This window comes from Streptomyces sp. NPDC007264 (assembly GCF_042869095.1).
Classification (GTDB): domain Bacteria; phylum Actinomycetota; class Actinomycetes; order Streptomycetales; family Streptomycetaceae; genus Streptomyces.
The window spans coordinates 381242-398259 of the sequence record NZ_JBIAFD010000001.1; the positions used below are offsets into that span (position 1 = coordinate 381242).

At 70.9% G+C, this 17018-nt stretch carries 12 protein-coding genes; 6 read left to right on the plus strand and 6 right to left on the minus strand.

Features of this window, described 5'->3' with window-relative positions; all coding sequences use genetic code 11:
- The first annotated feature begins 9 nt into the window (after positions 1–9).
- Together ACFYMU_RS01715 and asnB are read left to right on the plus strand one after the other, a co-directional pair.
- Positions 10–2157 carry a bi-domain-containing oxidoreductase gene (locus ACFYMU_RS01715; protein ID WP_388366599.1) on the plus strand — a complete coding sequence of 716 codons (2148 nt, stop codon included), beginning with the start codon at positions 10–12 and terminating at the stop codon, positions 2155–2157.
- On the plus strand, positions 2157–4067 hold the full coding sequence (gene asnB / locus ACFYMU_RS01720; RefSeq protein WP_388366601.1) for an asparagine synthase (glutamine-hydrolyzing): 1911 nt from the start codon (positions 2157–2159) through the stop codon (positions 4065–4067). The genes ACFYMU_RS01715 and asnB overlap by 1 nt, the downstream gene beginning before the upstream one ends.
- 57 nt (positions 4068–4124) lie before the next feature.
- Here asnB and ACFYMU_RS01725 read toward each other — a convergent pair whose 3' ends face one another.
- Positions 4125–5273 carry a hypothetical protein gene (locus ACFYMU_RS01725; protein WP_388366603.1) on the minus strand — a complete coding sequence of 383 codons (1149 nt, stop codon included), beginning with the start codon at positions 5271–5273 and terminating at the stop codon, positions 4125–4127.
- A 308-nt stretch (positions 5274–5581) separates the two neighbouring features.
- Here ACFYMU_RS01725 and ACFYMU_RS01730 point away from each other — a divergent pair, with 308 nt between their 5' ends.
- Positions 5582–6394, plus strand: a complete 813-nt coding sequence (locus ACFYMU_RS01730; protein WP_388366604.1) for a WecB/TagA/CpsF family glycosyltransferase — start codon at positions 5582–5584, stop codon at positions 6392–6394.
- Positions 6395–6477: 83 nt separating this feature from the next.
- On the opposite strand, the gene ACFYMU_RS01735 is transcribed toward ACFYMU_RS01730, so the two are convergent.
- Positions 6478–7068: a sugar transferase gene (locus ACFYMU_RS01735; protein WP_388366606.1), complete on the minus strand. Its 591-nt coding sequence runs from the start codon at positions 7066–7068 to the stop codon at positions 6478–6480.
- 149 nt (positions 7069–7217) lie between these two features.
- Here ACFYMU_RS01735 and ACFYMU_RS01740 point away from each other — a divergent pair, with 149 nt between their 5' ends.
- Positions 7218–8255: a UDP-glucuronic acid decarboxylase family protein gene (locus ACFYMU_RS01740; RefSeq protein WP_388366608.1), complete on the plus strand. Its 1038-nt coding sequence runs from the start codon at positions 7218–7220 to the stop codon at positions 8253–8255.
- A 79-nt stretch (positions 8256–8334) separates the two neighbouring features.
- Here the strand turns inward: ACFYMU_RS01740 and ACFYMU_RS01745 are convergent, their stop codons facing one another.
- From ACFYMU_RS01745 to ACFYMU_RS01760, 4 genes are all read right to left on the minus strand, one after another.
- On the minus strand, positions 8335–10602 hold the full coding sequence (locus ACFYMU_RS01745) for a (Fe-S)-binding protein (RefSeq protein ID WP_388366609.1): 2268 nt from the start codon (positions 10600–10602) through the stop codon (positions 8335–8337).
- Positions 10603–10775: 173 nt separating this feature from the next.
- Positions 10776–11591, minus strand: coding sequence for a glutaminyl-peptide cyclotransferase (locus ACFYMU_RS01750; protein WP_388366950.1), 816 nt, complete (start codon positions 11589–11591; stop codon positions 10776–10778).
- 142 nt (positions 11592–11733) lie between these two features.
- Positions 11734–13626, minus strand: a complete 1893-nt coding sequence (locus ACFYMU_RS01755) for a DUF4012 domain-containing protein (protein ID WP_388366611.1) — start codon at positions 13624–13626, stop codon at positions 11734–11736.
- Positions 13623–14399: a hypothetical protein gene (locus ACFYMU_RS01760; RefSeq protein ID WP_388366613.1), complete on the minus strand. Its 777-nt coding sequence runs from the start codon at positions 14397–14399 to the stop codon at positions 13623–13625. The genes ACFYMU_RS01755 and ACFYMU_RS01760 overlap by 4 nt, the downstream gene beginning before the upstream one ends.
- Before the next feature lie 459 nt (positions 14400–14858).
- On the opposite strand from ACFYMU_RS01760, the gene ACFYMU_RS01765 reads away from it, so the two are divergent.
- Positions 14859–16337, plus strand: coding sequence for a polysaccharide biosynthesis tyrosine autokinase (locus ACFYMU_RS01765; RefSeq protein ID WP_388366615.1), 1479 nt, complete (start codon positions 14859–14861; stop codon positions 16335–16337).
- Positions 16334–16975, plus strand: coding sequence for a low molecular weight phosphatase family protein (locus ACFYMU_RS01770; RefSeq protein ID WP_388366617.1), 642 nt, complete (start codon positions 16334–16336; stop codon positions 16973–16975). Before ACFYMU_RS01765 ends, ACFYMU_RS01770 begins: the two co-directional genes overlap by 4 nt.
- Positions 16976–17018 lie beyond the last annotated feature (43 nt).

Genomic DNA, 17018 nt, shown 5'->3' on the forward strand with positions numbered 1-17018 from the left:
CCCGGGACCGTGGTCATTCGCAACGACTACTCGCTCATCAGCGCGGGCACGGAGCGGACGACCGTCTCGACCGGTGCGCAGAGTCTTGTCGGCAAGGCCCGGCGCCACCCCGAACAGGTGAGGAAGGTCCTCGACACCCTCAAGCAGGCCGGAGTCGCCGACACCTACCGCATGGTCCAGGACCGCCTGGACCGGCCCATGCAGCTCGGCTACTCCTGTGCCGGACTGGTCCTGGGGGTGGGCGACGGGGTGGACGACATCCGCACCGGCATGCGGGTGGCCGCCGCAGGAGCCCGCTACGCCTCGCACGCCGAGATCGTCGCCGTACCCCGCAATCTCGTCGTGCCGGTGCCCGACGGAGTGGACAACCGGTGGGCCGCGTTCGCGACGGTCGGGGCCATCGCGCTCCAGGGCATCCACCAGGCCGAGGCGGTGCCGGGCTCGCGCATCGCCGTCATCGGCCTGGGGCTGGTCGGACAGATCACCCTGCGACTCCTGCGCGCCTATGGATACGACGGGGTCGGAATCGACCGGGACCCGGCGATGGTCGAACTCGCGGTGTCGGCGGGCATGGCGGGATACGAGCGCGATGCGCGGGACCTGACCGGCACAGTGTTCCGGCGCTGGGGAGGCGCGGGCGCCGACGCGGTCGTCATCACGGCTGCGACCGCCAGCGCCGACCCGGTCCGGTTCGCCGGCCGGCTCGCCCGCGACCGCGCCACGGTGGTCGTCGTGGGCGATGTCGAGGTCGCACCGCCGCGGTCCTCCTACTACGGCAAGGAACTGTCTCTGCGCTACGCGCGCTCGTACGGGCCCGGCAGGTACGACCCGGACTACGAAGAGGCGGGCCGCCCCTACCCGGAGGGGTACGTTCCGTGGACGGAGCGGCGCAACCTCTCCGAAGTGCTCCGCCTCCTGGCCACCGGGGCGGTGGACTTCACGGACCTGAAGCCGCGGGTCTTCGCCGTCGAGAACGCGGCCGAGGCGTACGAGGCGCTGAACACGGCGCAGACGCAGCGGAGTGTCGCACTGCTCCTGAAGTATCCGGGCACGGCACAGCTGCCGTCCCAACCGGCGCCACCGACCGGCACACGTGCCTGGGCCGCCCCGCGCGGCACGGTCAGAGTGGCAGCCATCGGAGCGGGCAACTTCGCGACGAGGATGCTCTTCCCCCATCTCAGGCGGGACTCCGGCGTCTCCTTCTCGTGGATCGCCAGTGGCAGCGGCCTGTCCGCCGCGCACCAGGGCCGCCGCTGGGGCTTCCGGACCGTCGCCGACAGCGCCGGGCTCGGGCTGGCCTCGGGCGAGGCCGACTGCGTGATGGTCCTCAGCCGGCACGACAGCCACGGCTCCTACGCCGCGCAGGTGCTGCGCAGCGGTGCGGCCTTGTACTGCGAGAAGCCACTGGGCCTCGACGAGGAGGAGTTGGAGGACATCGCGGCCGCCTGGCTGGCCTCGGGTGCCCCCGCGATGGCCGGGTTCAACCGGCGGTTCGCGCCGGCGATGCGCGATCTGAAGGCCGCCCTGCCCCAGGGCGGGCCGCTGCAGATCACCTACCGTGTCTTCGCGGGACGGCTCCCGGCCGACCACTGGTACTTCGATCCCCGGCAGGGCGGCCGACTGCTCGGCGAGGTCTGTCACTTCATCGATGCCGCGGGATTCCTCGTCCCGGGCCGACCCGTCGGGGTCCGGGCCGCCGGAGTGGACAAGCACGATCCGGCCGCGGCCCAGAGCATGACCGTGCACCTCGACTACGACGACGCGTCGACGGCGTCGATCGTCTACGGAGGTCTCACCCCACCCGGCGCCCCCAAGGAACTTCTGGAGGTCGCCGCCGACGGCATGGCCGGCAGGATCGACGACTACCGTTCGCTCACGGTCTGGTCCGGTGGCGGCGCCACCACGACGAAGTACCGTGGCGGTCCCAAGGGGCACGCCGCCGAGATGCGTTCACTGGTCCGGCTCGTGCGGGGTGAGCAGGTCCCCGACGCCGACTTCGCTGCCGCTCTGCGCAGTTCCCTCACGGCATGCCGCGCGGCTCGGGCCGTCACGACCGGCCGCACCGTCGACGTCGTCCCCACCACACCGGCACTGGCCAGGGCATTGGGGTACGCGAATCCATCCGTGGCGGAATGCGGTTCGGGGGGTGCGGCCTGATGTGCGGCTTCGTCGTCCTGATCAACCGTCCCGCCGACGACGCCGGGTGCCCCCGGGCGGATCCGTGCGAGGCCATCGCGCACCGGGGCCCCGATGCCAGCGGCCATCTGCGCCTCCAGGGCGCGGACTGGTGCGTGGAACTGCACTTCCGCCGCCTGGCAGTGGTCGACCTGGACGAGCGGAGCAACCAGCCCTTCGGTTCCCCGGAGCGCGGGGTGCTGGTGTACAACGGTGAGATCTACAACGCCGCGGAACTGCGCCGCATGCTGCGCGAGCGGAACGTCCGTTTCACGACCAGCGGCGACACGGAAGTCCTCTACGAACTGCTTCTGCAACCGGACGCCCCGCGGTTGCTCGACCGGCTCGACGGCATGTTCGCCTTCGCCCTCGTCCTGCCCGACGGGCGGCTCCGGTACGGGCGCGACCGTCTGGGCATCAAGCCGCTCTACGGGACGACGGACGCCGCGGGCCGCCTGACCGGCCTGGCCAGTGAACTGGAACCCCTGAAAGCCCGTGGCCTGCTGGGGGAGGTCGACCCGGTCGCGGTGGCCCAGGGCGCCATGTTCCTGTGGACGCCGCCTCCGCGGACGGGCTGGCGACGTGCGACCGCGGTGGCGGCCGGGCGAGCCTTCGCCCGCCGGCCCCCGTACCACGACGAGGAGCCGCCGTTCTGGCGTGCCGCCGCCGTACCGCCCGTCGACGACATCGGCACCGCGGTCCGGGTGTCGGTGGCCCGGCAGGCGCACGCCGACGTCACGGTCGGCCTGCTGCTCAGCGGTGGCCTGGACAGCACCTGGCTGGGTGTGGAACTGGCCGGAGCCGGCTTCGCCGGGCCCGCCTTCGCCGCCCGGCCCGGACAGCGGGTCGAGGCATCCGCCGAGCCGTTCCAGGACGACGCGCCGTACGCCGAGCGGGTCGCCCGGCGACTCGGCCTTCCCCTGACCTGGGTCGACCTCGACGTCGATGTGCTGAGGCGGATCCCCGAGCTGGTGGCCGCCATGGAACTCCCCTTCGGCGACCCGGCGGCGATCACGCTCATGCAGCTCTCCCGCGCCGCGAACGGCCGGGCCACCGTGCTCCTGTCGGGTCTCGGGGTCGAGGAACTCTTCCTCGGCTACGAGCGCTATCAGGCGGTCCTGATGCTGCAGCGGTTGCCCGCGTGGGCGCGGCCCGCTCTCGGCGCGGCCGGAGTCGTCCCCCGGCCCCGGCGCTACCGGGAACGCTCCGACAAGTTCTGCCGGCTGCTCAACTCGGGCCCCCGCGACTGGGCTTGGGCGACGCAGTCCTACTATTCGGGGCCGGAGTGGGCGGCGCTCTCCCCGCTCGTCGGGCTGGACGCGGTCACCGAGCAGCACCGGGACGTGGCCGATGAAGTGCTCGACCGCGGCGGAAGCCCGCTGGCGGCGTTGGTGGAGTGCGATCGACGTCTCTTCCTGCCCGGCCTGAACCTGCTGTACGGCGATCGCGCCTCGATGCGGGCCGGCGTGGAGTTGAGGGTGCCGTTCCTGGGCGAACCCGTGGCGGCCACCGCGCTGAACGCCGTCGCGGAAGGTCAGCTCCGGCTCGCGAACGGCAAGGCGCTCTTTCGGGCGGCGGCGGTCGAGGCCGGCGTACCCGACTTCGTCGCCCGGCGCACGAAGACCGGCTTCGGGGCACCGGTGCGGTCGCTGCTGCGTGAGCACGGCGGTCGCCTCTGGCCCGAGGTGCGGCGTTCCTCGCTGTTCGACGACCTCTTCGACCGTCGCGCGGCCGATCGGTTCGTCACGGAGCACGTTCAGGGCCGGCGCGACCGTGGTCTTGCCGTGTTCGGGCTCTTCTGCGCGGCCGTCTGGTGGGAGCGCCATGTGTCGGGCGGGCCCGGACGCGCGGCCGACGCCCTGCTCGGCTACCAGGTCTCGGCTCTCGGCTGATCCGCCGGGTGCCGGGACCGGCAGGTGACCGGGCCCGGCACCCCGGCCGATCCGTCCTCAACCGGTGCCTCGCGCCGCGCACAACGCGGTCAGCGCGTCCAGGAACGGGGCGAGGCTCCATCGCGGTGACCGTCGGATCGGCTGCTTCACGGCAGCGGAGGCCCGCTGTCCCGGCCCGCCGCCGACACCGGGGACCTGGCCGATGACATGGGCCAGCACGTCATCGGCGAAGCCGTGCGGAACGTACCCGTGTTCCTCGGCCCAGACCGCCGTGCGAACCGCTGTCGCGTCGTTGTTGGGATCGCGTCGTCCTCGGTCGTGCGGCTGCCGTCCCGCCGCGTAGTACCGGGGCACCGGTCCGTCGAACAGGTGAGTGAGGTAGTACCGGGCGCCCGAGTCGATCACCGTGCCGAGGTCGAGGCCCAGCCCTGTCGCCGCTGCGTCGAGCCGCAGCAGGACGTAGCCGGTGTGGAAGCCGTCCACCCAGCCCAGATTGGACGGCGTGCCATAGGGCCAGGAGCCGTCCGGCCGCTGGCCCGCGACGGCGACGTCGACCGCTGACCGCGCGGCGTCGGCCAGGCGTGAGGCGAGCGGGCGGGGCATGCCGTCCAGGAGAGCGAGGCGGGTGGCGAGCGCCGCCCCCATGAGGTTCGCGTTGTGGACCAGCTTGGCCGTCGTCGGTGTGTAGGCGAAGTACCGGCCCGTGAAGAGGTGCCGCAGCAGTGCTGCGGCGAGTGTCTCGGCGGCGGCGCCGCTCAGCGTCCCGGTGTCGAGGCATCCGTCGGCGCAGAAGGTGGTGGCGATGACGTTCGGCATGAACGCCGGGTAGTACGCCCACCGGGTCTGGACGTCGAACTCGTAACCCCACAGTCCCGTGTAGGTTCCGGACAGTTGCCTCTGAGCGGTCCAGCGGCCGAGTCTGCGGGCACGGTCGTGCCACGCGGGTGCGTCCGCGAGACGACTGCAGGCGGTGGCACCGACCCCGCAGGCCGTTGCGGTTCGCAGGGGACGAATGGCCAGCCACGGACGGAGATCGACCGGACTGCGCTTCACGGCCTGCAGAAGGGCCTGGCGCAGGAACGGGTGACGTGCCAGAACCGCGACCGGACTTGTCAGGCCGTCATAGGGGTCGGGTCCCGTCCAGCGGCAGTCGTCCAGCCCCCGGAAAAGGAACTCGGCGTGCTTCTCGAGGTCTTTCGTCGTCATCAGGAGACGAGGGCGCGCTGATGTCGCTGCCGTGCTGCTCTTCCAGGAGGCCACAAGCTCTCCGCAATCCGTTCGGCCGAGTTGATTCCGCGTCATGAGCGGAATTTCATGCTAGTTCGGGGGCGCTTTGTTCCTATGCAGCGCGGGGGTGGCAGAGCTCGGCCGAACGGGCGTAATCCACTGTTTCCCGATCCGGGGTCGGTTTTCCACGGCGCTTCTCCCCCAGACTGGGAGCGGTCGCGGCAGCCGCGTGTCTTCGGGCCGGACCACCGCGATGAGCGTGCTCGTGGAGTGGACGGAGGCGGAGCGTGCGAACACCCCTGCTGCTGGACGAGGGTGCGTCGGGCAGACCCGTGGGCACCTGCAGGCCGGTGACGGTGTGCGGGCTGCCGGTTCACCCGCTGACGATGGAGGACTCGGTGGCCGCGGCCGAGGCGCTGATCGAGGACGGCGGCCCGCACCAACATGTCGTGCTGAACGCGGCGAAAGTCGTCAAGGCGCACGACGATCCGAACCTGGCGCGGATCATTCGCTCGTGCTCGCTCATCAATGCCGATGGGCAGTCCGTCGTATGGGCCGGCCGCCTTCTCGGACGCAGGCTTCCCGAGCGGGTGACCGGCATGGATTTCATGCTGGCGCTCTGGGACCGCGCCGTTCACAAGGGATACCGTGTCTACCTGCTCGGCGCCGAACGTTCAGTGGTGGCGGAGACCGCTCGTATCGCCGCCGACCAGGGCGTCAAGATCGTGGGATTTCGGGACGGTTATTGGGAGGAGGGCCAGGAGCAGGAGGTGGTGTCCGCAGTTCGCGAGACGCAGCCGGATGTTCTGTTCCTTGCGATTCCAAGTCCACGAAAGGAGTATTTCCTTTCACGGAACTTGGATGCCCTGCGTTGTCCCCTGGTGGTCGGAGTCGGCGGATCCTTCGACGTGGTGGCGGGAGTGCACAGCAGGGCTCCGAAGTGGATGCAGCGAGCCGGACTTGAATGGTTCCACCGGTGGGCGCAGGAGCCCCGTCGCATGTTCATGCGGTACGCGGTGGGCAATCCACGGTTCGTGAGGCTGGTGCTCGCCTACCGGGCCCGGGCCCGGGACACGGGCCGACGCGGGGCGCGCGCGTAGGGCCGTGCACCGCCCGTCCCGGCCGGCGATCGCCATGCTGATCGCCGCCGGTGCGCACGGCGTCGCCGCGGGGCGGACATCGTTCAACGCGCGCCGCGGGCCGTCAGCACGGTGGGGACGGTACGGGCGAGGATGGCGAGGTCCAGGCCCACCGAGTGGTGCTTCACGTAATGGAGATCGAGCCGGATCATCTCCTCCCAGGGGAGTTCGGACCGGCCGTTGATCTGCCACAGACCGGTCAGTCCCGGCAGGACGGTGAGCCGTGCGCGTGCGGGGCCGGTGTAGTGCGAATCGTCGACGGGCAACGGGCGGGGACCGACCAGGGACATCTCTCCCCGCAGTACGTTGACCAACTGCGGTAGTTCGTCCAGCGACAGGCGGCGCAGAATCCGGCCGACCGGAGTGATCCTGGGGTCGTTGCGGATCTTGAAGAGAAAGCCGTCCGCTTCGTTGCACGCGGCGAGGTCGCCCCGTTCGGAGTCGGCTCCCACGCGCATCGTACGGAACTTGAGCATGGTGAAGGGGCGTCCGTCGCGCCCCGCCCGCGCCTGCCGGAAGAGAATTCCGCCCGGTGAGCTGGTGGCGATCAACAGGCAGATCGCGCAGGCGAGAGGAGCCGTCAGGATCAGCAGGATCAGACTGCCGGTCACATCGATGAGTCTCTTGATTCCCATGTGCCGCATCCGTTCGTGGGAAATTGGCATAGATTGCCACCAAAAGTTCCTTTCCTGGTAAGGACTTTCTCATGATGTCTACCGTCGGATCGGTAGGCCACGCGCGACCGGGCGGCACAGAGAGTCCATGACGGAGAGAGGTGTCTCGCATGCGTGCGGTAGTGACCGGGGGAGCCGGGTTCATCGGTTCTCATTTGTGCGAACGGCTGCTGGCAGTCGGCTACGAAGTCGTCTGCGTCGACAACTTCCTCACCGGAAGGCCGGAGAATGTCGCCCACCTGACGGAGCGTGCGGAATTCCAGGTGATGAAGCGTGACGTCGTCCACGGCCTGGAGATCGACGGTCCGGTCGACGCGGTGCTGCACTTTGCGTCCCCCGCATCTCCCGCCGACTATCTGCGCCATCCGCTGGCGACCCTCCGGGTCGGCGCGGAGGGAACACGGCATGCGCTGGAGCTGGCCACTGCGAAGAAGGCACGTCTCGTACTGGCCTCCACCTCGGAGACGTACGGTGATCCGCAGGTCCATCCCCAGCCCGAGTCCTACTGGGGGCATGTGAACCCGGTGGGCCCGCGCAGCTGTTACGACGAGGCGAAGCGGTACGCCGAAGCGATGACCATGGCGTACCGGCGGGAACGGGACACCGATGCCGGGATCGTGAGGATCTTCAACACCTTCGGTCCGCGGATGCGCTTCGGCGACGGCAGGGTCGTCCCCACGCTGATCCGGCAGGCGCTCGACGGCGCCCCGATGACGGTCACGGGGGACGGTTCACAGACCCGGTCCCTGTGTTACGTCGACGACCTGGTCGACGGGGTGCTGCGGATGCTCGACGGGCACATCGGGGGGCCGGTGAACCTCGGCAATCCGCATGAGGTGACCATGCTCGAACTCGCCCACTGGATCCGCGAGCTCACCGGATCGCACTCGGAGACCGTCCTCGTGCCGCTGCCGGCGGACGATCCCAAGCGCCGTCGGCCCGACATCGCGCTGGCCGAGTCGGAGTTGGGCTGGCAGCCGCGCACACCGGTGGAGGAGGGGCTGCTGAGAACCATCGAGTGGTTCGACGAACACACCGAATCGGCGGGTGCCTTGGCGAGAGTGCCGGCGCCCGCCTCACCGGCGGGACAGGTGGCCGGTGGGCCCCGGCCCAGCGCGGTTTCGGAGGCCGGGCTCGGGGTGTCGTAGACGTCAGGAGGGCGCCGGCCTTCAAGACCTGTCTGTGGTCCCGAAGGCCGACGCCCTCATCCGCGTGTGCGAACCCCGGCTACTTCACGGGCTCGGGTTCCGGCTCGCTCTCCGTCTCCGCCTCGCCCGCCGGGTCGACCGGGGTCTTCACGGAGTCGAGGAGCAGCTGGGCCACGTCCACGACCTGGACGGACTCCTTGGCCGTTCCCTCGTTCTTCTTGCCGTTGACCGAGTCGGTCAGCATGACCAGGCAGAACGGGCAGGCCGTGGAGACGATGTCCGGGTTGAGGGAGAGGGCCTCGTCGACGCGCTCGTTGTTGATGCGCTTGCCGATCCGCTCCTCCATCCACATGCGGGCGCCGCCGGCACCGCAGCAGAAGCCGCGCTCCTCGTGGCGGTGCATCTCCTCGTTGCGCAGGCCCGGGACCTTGCCGATGATCTCGCGCGGGGGCGTGTAGATCTTGTTGTGACGGCCCAGGTAGCACGGGTCGTGGTAGGTGATGATGCCCTCGACCGGGGTGACCGGGACCAGCTTGCCCTCGTCGACGAGGTGCTGGAGCAGCTGGGTGTGGTGGATGACCTCGTAGTCGCCGCCGAGCTGCGGGTACTCGTTGCCGATCGTGTTGAGGCAGTGCGGGCAGGTGGCGACGATCTTCTTCGCCGACCGCGGCTTCTTCGTCGACTCGTCCTCGTCGTCCTCGCCGAAGGCCATGTTCAGCGCGGCCACGTTCTCCATGCCGAGCTCCTGGAACAGGGGCTCGTTGCCCAGGCGGCGGGCGGAGTCGCCGGTGCACTTCTCGTCGCCGCCCATGATCGCGAACTTGACGCCCGCGATGTGGAGGAGTTCGGCGAACGCCTTCGTGGTCTTCTTGGCCCGGTCCTCCAGGGCGCCGGCGCAGCCGACCCAGTACAGGTACTCGACCTCGGTGAGGTCCTCGATGTCCTTGCCGACGACCGGGACCTCGAAGTCGACCTCCTTGGTCCACTCCAGGCGCTGCTTCTTGGCCAGGCCCCAGGGGTTGCCCTTCTTCTCCAGGTTCTTGAGCATCGTGCCCGCCTCGGACGGGAAGGCGCTCTCGATCATCACCTGGTAGCGGCGCATGTCGACGATGTGGTCGACGTGCTCGATGTCCACCGGGCACTGCTCGACGCAGGCGCCGCAGGTGGTGCAGGACCACAGGACGTCCGGGTCGATGACGCCGTTCTCCTCGACGGTGCCGATCAGCGGGCGCTCGGCCTCCGCGAGAGCCGCAGCCGGCACACCGGCGAGCTGCTCCTTCGACGCCTTCTCCTCGCCCTCCGCCGTCTTGCCGCCGCCCGCCAGCAGGTACGGAGCCTTGGCGTGCGCGTGGTCCCGCAGCGACATGATCAGCAGCTTCGGGGAGAGCGGCTTGCCGGTGTTCCAGGCCGGGCACTGCGACTGGCAGCGGCCGCACTCGGTGCAGGTGGAGAAGTCCAGCAGGCCCTTCCAGGAGAACTGCTCGACCTGGGAGACGCCGAAGACGTCGTCCTCGCCCGGGTCCTCGAAGTCGATCGGCTTGCCGCCCGACGTCATCGGCTGCAGCGCGCCGAGAGCCGTTCCGCCGGTCGCGTCGCGTTTGAACCAGATGTTCGGGAAGGCGAGGAAGCGGTGCCAGGCCACACCCATGTTGGTGTTCAGGCTCACCGTGATCATCCAGACCATGGTGGTGCCCAGCTTGATCATGGCGAAGAGGTACGTGAGGTTCTGCAGCGTGGTGAGGCTGAGGCCCTTGAGGGCAAGGATCAGCGGGTACGAGGCGAAGTACGCGGCCTCGTAGTGGTCCACGTGGTGCAGCGCGCCCTCGAGCGCGCGCAGGGCCATGATCGCCAGACCGATGGTGAAGATCACGTACTCGACGAAGTACGCCTGCCCCATCTTCGAGCCCGCGAACCGGGACTTGCGGCCGGGCCGCGACGGCAGGCTCAGCAGGCGGATCACCATCAGCGTGACGATGCCGAGGGTGGTCATGGTGCCGATGAACTCGATGTACAGCTCGTACGGCAGGAAGCCGCCGAGGACCGGGAGGCTCCAGTCGGCCTGGAAGAGCTGACCGTACGCGTTGATGATCGTCGGCGGCAGGGTCAGGAAGCCGATGGCGACGAACCAGTGGGCGATGCCCACGATGCCCCACCGGTTCATCCGTGTGTGGCCGAGGAACTCCCTGACCAGCGTCACGCTGCGCTGGTAGGGGTTGTCGGTCCGGCTGCCGGCGGGCACGGGCTGGCCCAGCCTGAAGTACCGGACGAACTGGCCGACGGCGCGTGCGAGCAGGGCGACGCCGACCACGGTAAGGACCAGCGACACGATGATCGCGGCGAGTTGCATTTGGGGGCTCCTCGGGCCTGCGAGGGGTTCCTGCGGCGTACTTCCTGTGTACTCCGAGGACGAGATTACTAAGCAGTAACTTATGCAGTCCGTTTGAGACTACCCACTTATGCCGCCGCACTGTAGTGGCGCAGGCGGTGATCTGCGTCGCTGTCGGAGTCCATCAGTCCGTTTCAGCGGGCGGAGCGGCCGGCCCGCCCCGCCGGGACGAACACGACGCGGAACATCTTCGGCCAGAACTTCCCGGTGATCAGGAACCGGTCCGTGCCGGGGACGGCCGCGATGCCGTTCAGGGCGGACCCCTGGACGAGTTCGTTCTCGCGCAGCAGCCCGGAGGCGTCGATGCTCGCCGTCACCGCCCCGGTGGCCGGGTCGATGCGCACGAGGCGGTCGGTGAACAGGACGTTGGCGTAGACGGCGGTGCCCACGCACTCCAGCTCGTTGAGATTCGTCACCGGCCGGCCCTCTTCCGTCACGGTGACCCGGCCCGTCTTCGCGAGCGTGCGCGGATCGCGGAAGGTCAGCCGTGACGAGCCGTCGCTCGTCACCAGCCGGTGTCGTGCCGACTGCAGACACATCCCCCAGCCGTCGTCCCGGTACGGGACCCGGCGGAGTTCCGCGAGCGTCCTGGCGTCGCGCTCGATGGCGATGTGGTTCTGCCAGGTCAGCTGCCACAGGGTGCGGCCCAGCACGGTGATCCCCTCGCCGAAGAAGCGCTTCGGCAGTGCCGTGCGGACCGTGGGCCGCCTGCCGGGGAGCCCTGCCCGTACCGAGGACCTGCCGGAGATGCCGGTGCTCTCGTAGAGCCTGCCGCCGGCCAGCTCCAGGCCCTGGGTGAAGGCCCGGGGGTCGTGGGGGAGGGTCTGGAGCACCTTCACCCGCAGGTGCTCGACGGGGTGCGGGGTGGCCCGCCGGCCCCCAGTAGCCCCTGGGTTCGCTGTAGCCCCTGGGTTCGCTGTAGCTTCCGGGTTTCCTGTGGCCCCCGGGATCCCCGCGGCCCGCCGGTGTGCTGCGGACCGGCTTCGGGCCTCGTCGTCGGAGGAGGTCCGGATCTGAGTCCGGTCGGCCGCCGTGCACGACGCCAGCAGAAACGCGCCGACGAGCACGGCGGCCCCCGCGCGGCGCCCCCGATCAGGCATGGCAGGCGCCTCCCGGCTTCAGAACCGTCCGCTGGGGCATCACCAGGGGCTGCCGCAGGACGACGGGGGCGCGGTCCGCGTGCGGCTCCCTCAGGTGCAGCACCAGGGTGCGGCTGGAGCCGGCGGGCAGCTCGACGTTCAGCCAGAACACGGAGTGGCCGCGTTCGACGTCGGAGGCGAGCGGCACGGGGCGTCCGTCGAGAGTGGCGCCGGTGAGGTCGGCGCCCACCCCGGCGTAGTACGACACCATGAGGCGGTTGTCACCCGGCCGGGTGCGGTGGCGCGGACGGTCCTCCCGCAGCGTCACGTAGCCGGGCAGCCCGGCTGTGGGCGCCCGGTTGGTCAGGGTGACGGTCGCGGTGACCGGGCGTCCGCCGTGTGCGCAGCCCTTCGCCTCCCAGATCAGGCTCCGGTCGAGGTAGTAGTCCAGCTTGGAGCCCGCCGCGTTGTTCACCACCACCCCCGCGAAGGGGCCGGGGGTGTCCGGGAGGGCGCCCGCGAGGGAGCGGGTCTCGAGGAGCCGCTGTTCCGCCGCGTGGGCGCTCCACACCTTCAGCCGTCCGTCCCCTTGGGCGTCGTGCACGGCCACGAGCAGCGCCGGCAGCTGGCGGGAGTCGTCGGCCGCCGCCATCAGCCGCCCGGCGGCCGCTCGGGCCGCCTTCACGAAGAACGCCTTGCGCCGGGTGGTGTCGTCGTACATCGCGTAGCTGGCTCGTTCGGTGAGGTCGACGACGTTGTCGGCGGTGAGCTGGATGCCGCCCGGCATGCGGGCCGGGCCGGTGACGCGCAGGAAGCGGCTCAGCGTGGCGGGATCGATGGCGAGGACACCGTCCACGCGCCGGCCGGTGTGCCGGTGCCAGGCCGCGGCCCAGATGCGGGCCGCGTAGGGGAAGTGGGGGCTCAGATTGGAGTTGTTCCACATGCTGGTCGGGTTGTAGCCGCCGTAACGGGCCGTGAAGTCGGCGCCCAGGTCGACGTTCGCCTTGACCGTGGCCATCTCGGTGTTGTTGCCGAACCGTTCGAAGGACAGCCGGCCCCGGTCGGCCCGCAGCACGGCGAAGGCACCCGGCAGGCCACCCGTGCCGCGTGCCTCGGCGGTGTTCTGGAACGTGAGGAAGTACCGCCGCTCCCCCTGCGCGCCGAGCATGGGCGGCAGGAGGCGGGCCGCGAGGGAGACGTCGCTCATCACCGGGGCGAGACGGTCGACCTGCTCGGCCAGCTCGGCCCGGGCCCGGTCCGCGGCCGGCAGCCAGGTGGACCGCGGGAGCCCGTGCACGTCGGCCCGCACCTCGGCGGCGACCCGCGCGGCCCGGACGACGTCCGGTGCGTGCGTCCGCAACGCCGTGAGGGCCTGGGACATCCCGCCGCCGCGGCTGCCCGGCGTGGCTGCCGGCAGGGACCGCGCCAGGGGGGACAGCACGTCGCCGGCCAGCCTGTCCGCCGCGTACGCGGCGCCTCGTACGGTGGTGACCGGCTCCCCGAGGAAGGGCAGGAGGGTGGCCGGGTACCAGGCCGGGCCGGTGGTGAGGTCGTGCGCCCGTGCGGCGTGGGCGGCCGCGGACCGCACCGCCTGCCCGCGGTCCCGGGCGGCCGTGGGCGCCGTGGCGGAGGCGGGCCCGGCCGCCGGTGCGGGCACGACCGACTGCCGCAGCGTGTCGAGGTCCCGCTGGGCGGCCGTCAGTTCCGAACGGGCGAGCAGACCGGTGACACCGATCCATGCCGCGCCGGCCAGCGGAAGCGCCGCGGCGGACAGGAGGGCGACCCTGAGGGCGCGACGCCGGCCCGGTGCCCGGTCGCCGGAGCGCTCGGGCCCGGGCACGCCGACGGCGTCCCGGCGGAGGCCGGGACGCCGTGGTACCGCTCTGCGGATGGTGCGCTCCGTCATGAACTGCGGCGCCGGCGCATGGCCATCATCGTGCCGCCGCCCAGGACGACCAGTACGGCAGCGGTGCCGCCCAGTGCCATGGCCTTCTCACTGCCCGTGGCCGCGAGGGCGCCCTGCCGCCGGGCTCCGTTGCGCTGGTCGGAGCCGGGGCGACCGGAGGACTCGTTGCGGCCTGAGAACTCGTCGCGGCCCGAGGACTCCGCGCCGCCCATGGACTGCTCGCTCTGCCCGCCCTGGCCGCGTCCCTCCTCGCGCCCACCGTCGTCACCGCGTCCCTCGTCACCGCGTCCCTCGTCACCACGGCCGTCGTCGCCGCAGCGGTCGGCTCCCCCGTTGACGGCGGCCAGCACCCTGATGCGGGCCCATGCCTCCAGGTGGGGGCGCTCGCTCTCCACCTCGAGGAAGTGGTACCCGGGGGAGGTGCACACCGGGATCGTCACCGTGTCGGTGGCGGCTCCGGTCGCATCCGTCGTGACCGTGCCCAGGAAGACCCCGTCGCCGCGGTTGCCGCCGTCGCCGCCATTGCCGCCGTTGTGCCCGCCGTTGCCGCCGTTGCCGCCGTTGTGCCCGCCGTTGCCGTGGTCGTCGTGTCCGCCGCGCACGCTGCGTCCACTGCTCCCGTGGCGCCTGTTGCCGCCGTTGCCGCCACTGCCCCCGCTGTTCGCGGTGCGACCGTCATTGGAGTGCAACTCTTCGGTGAGGACCGTGTTGGCGGGGAAGTTCTCGGCGTGGATGGTCACGGTGCCGCCCGCGGCCACCGTCGTGGGAGTCACGGTCAGGGTCGGGGGCAGCGGCCCGTACTGTGCGTACGCGGTCGACGCCCCTGCCAGCGGTGTGGCGACTAGCGCGGCAGCCGATGCTGCCGATGCCAGCGCAACCCGCCATCTCGGCGATGTCGTCATCTGCGGTCACTCTCCTCGAGTTCGGTACCGGTCAGGCTGCGCAGCGTCAGCCGTATCAAGATCTAGATACATGGAATAAATGGGACATACGGACAACGGGTGCGGGGTGCCGCCCAGAAGGCACCGGATGGGGGAGCCGCTGCCCCCCCGATCACTCGACCCGTGGGTCCGGCGGAGTGACGGGGCGATGTGCGTCGCCAGGGTCGTTCGACGGGGCGCCGTGGGGTGGCTCCCCCGGTTGGGGCGCGTGAGTCCCTATCTTCGGCTGCACGCACAGGGAACAGAACAGCCTATTTCGGGTGGTTCCCTCGGTCCTATGAGGGGTGCAGCTTGGATCTCCACGGATTCCTGAAGGCTCTTGCCAGACGCTGGCCGACCGTCGTGGTCTGTCTGGTTCTCGCGATCGGAGCGGCGCTCGCCATGACGGGCCTGAGCACCCCCGTCTACGAGGCCAGGACGCAGCTCTTCGTCGCCACCCGCACCGGTGAGGACACCGCCCAGCTGAACCAGGGGCAGACCTTCTCGCAGGCGCGAGTGCAGTCGTACGCCGAGATCGTGACCACCCGTCAGGTGACGCAGCCGGTGGTGAAGGAGCTGGGGCTGCACATCACGCCGGAGCAGCTCGCGTCCCGGATCACCGCCGAGGCACCGCTCAACACCGTGCTCATCGACATCACCGTCCGGGACACCGAAGCCGAGCGGGCGGCCCGGATCGCCAACTCGGTGGCGGAGCGGTTCAGCACGGTCGTCGAGAGGCTCGAAACGCCCAAGCACGTGCCGGGGCCGACCCGCCCCGGCAAGAAGCACCCGGTCGACGTCCCGCCGGTCTCCCCCGTCTCTCTGGGCATCACCCAGGAAGCCGTCGCCCCCGCCGCCCCGGTCTCGCCGCGCCCCCTGCTGAACCTGATCGCGGGAGTCCTCGTGGGTTTGTTGCTCGGTGCCGGGATCGTGGTGCTGCGCGAGGCCCTCGACACGACCCTCAAGACGAGCGAGGCGCTGGTCGAGCTCACCGATCTGCCCGGCCTCGGCACCATCCCGTACGACAAGAGTGCCCCCAGGCACCCGCTCGTCAGTTCCGACGGGCACTCGAAGCGCGCCGAGGCCTTCCGCAAGTTGCGCACCAACCTGCAGTTCTCGCAGGTCGACGACCGGCCGCGGGTCATGGTGGTCACGAGCTCGATGCCCGGCGAGGGCAAGACCAACACCGCGGCGAACCTCGCGCTGTCGCTCGCCGAGGCCGGCATCTCCACCTGCCTGGTGGACGCCGACCTGCGCCGCCCGTGCGTGGCCTCGACCTTCGGCCTCGTCCAGGACGCCGGTCTGACGACGGTGCTCATCGGGCAGGCCGGCATCCGGGACGTGATGCAGCAGGCCGGCGGCCGGCTCTCGGTGCTCACCAGCGGTGCCGTACCGCCCAACCCCACGGAACTGCTCGCCTCCGCCCGCATGGAGGAGGTGCTCCGTGAGCTGGCGGGCCTGTACGAAGTTGTGATCGTCGACAGTGCGCCGCTGCTGCCCGTCGCCGACACCGTCGGGCTGGCGTCGCTCACCCAGGGCGCCCTGCTCGTCGTCCGCGCCGCGAAGACCAGCCGGGAGCAGGTGCGCCATGCCGCGGAATCCCTGGAGCGCGTCGGCGTCCGCGTCCTCGGCACCGTCTTCAGCATGGCCCCGATTCCCAAGGGCGGCCGATACGGGGCCTACGGGGCCTACGGCGGGTACGGCGAGCTGCCCGCTCCCCGCGCCGCCGCCGTCCGGAAGGAGGCGGCCGCGGCCGCGGCCGCGGCGGCCCGTGGCGCGGGAGGGAAATGACCCGGGTCCTGTTCGTCTGCACCGGCAATGTGCACCGCTCGGCGCTCGCCGAGCGGCTGCTGGCCGTGAGGCTGCCGCCCGGCTCGGCCGTGCGGGCGGAGAGCGCCGGAACGGAGGCGCGGCCCTGGCCGGGTATGGAGCCCTCCACCAGAGCCGTGCTGGAGGAGCTGGGTGGTGACGGCTCGGACTTCGCGTCGCGCCGGCTCACCGCCCAGCTCGTGACGGGAGCGGCGCTGGTGCTCGGGCTCGCCCGCGAGCACCGGGAGGCGGCCGTGCGCCTGGCGCCGGTCGCGTTGCGGCGCTGCTTCACCCTGAAGGAGTTCGTGCGCCTCGCCGCCGGAGCAGGAGGGGACGCCGGGGCGCCCGGCGGGGAAGGTCCGGGCATTCCGGAACGTTGGAACACGGTGGATCGTCTGAAGACGGTGGTGACGGCCGCGGCGGCCCGTCGGGGCACCACCGCTCCGGTCCCCCCGGAGGAGGACGACATCCCCGATCCCTGGGGGATGCCACCCGACGTGCTGCACGGGTGCGCCCTGGAGATCGACGGGGTGGTGAGCAGGGTCGCCCGGTTGCTGGACGCCGACCGAACTCACCCACCGTCCCGCCTCGATTGCTCTGCGCCACCGAACCAAAGTTGAGCCCCCCTGACTCAGCTCTGTTGACGCCGACCCGATCCCTCAG

What these genes read in the sequence shown, in the direction of transcription:
- asnB (WP_388366601.1), top strand. Translation starts at nt 2,157, where the DNA reads ATGTGCGGCTTCGTCGTCCTGATCAACCGTCCCGCCGACGACGCCGGG.
- ACFYMU_RS01725 (WP_388366603.1), bottom strand. Translation starts at nt 5,273, where the DNA reads ATGACGACGAAAGACCTCGAGAAGCACGCCGAGTTCCTTTTCCGGGGG.
- ACFYMU_RS01735 (WP_388366606.1), bottom strand. Translation starts at nt 7,068, where the DNA reads ATGGGAATCAAGAGACTCATCGATGTGACCGGCAGTCTGATCCTGCTG.
- ACFYMU_RS01740 (WP_388366608.1), top strand. Translation starts at nt 7,218, where the DNA reads ATGCGTGCGGTAGTGACCGGGGGAGCCGGGTTCATCGGTTCTCATTTG.
- ACFYMU_RS01745 (WP_388366609.1), bottom strand. Translation starts at nt 10,602, where the DNA reads ATGCAACTCGCCGCGATCATCGTGTCGCTGGTCCTTACCGTGGTCGGC.
- ACFYMU_RS01755 (WP_388366611.1), bottom strand. Translation starts at nt 13,626, where the DNA reads ATGACGGAGCGCACCATCCGCAGAGCGGTACCACGGCGTCCCGGCCTC.
- ACFYMU_RS01770 (WP_388366617.1), top strand. Translation starts at nt 16,334, where the DNA reads ATGACCCGGGTCCTGTTCGTCTGCACCGGCAATGTGCACCGCTCGGCG.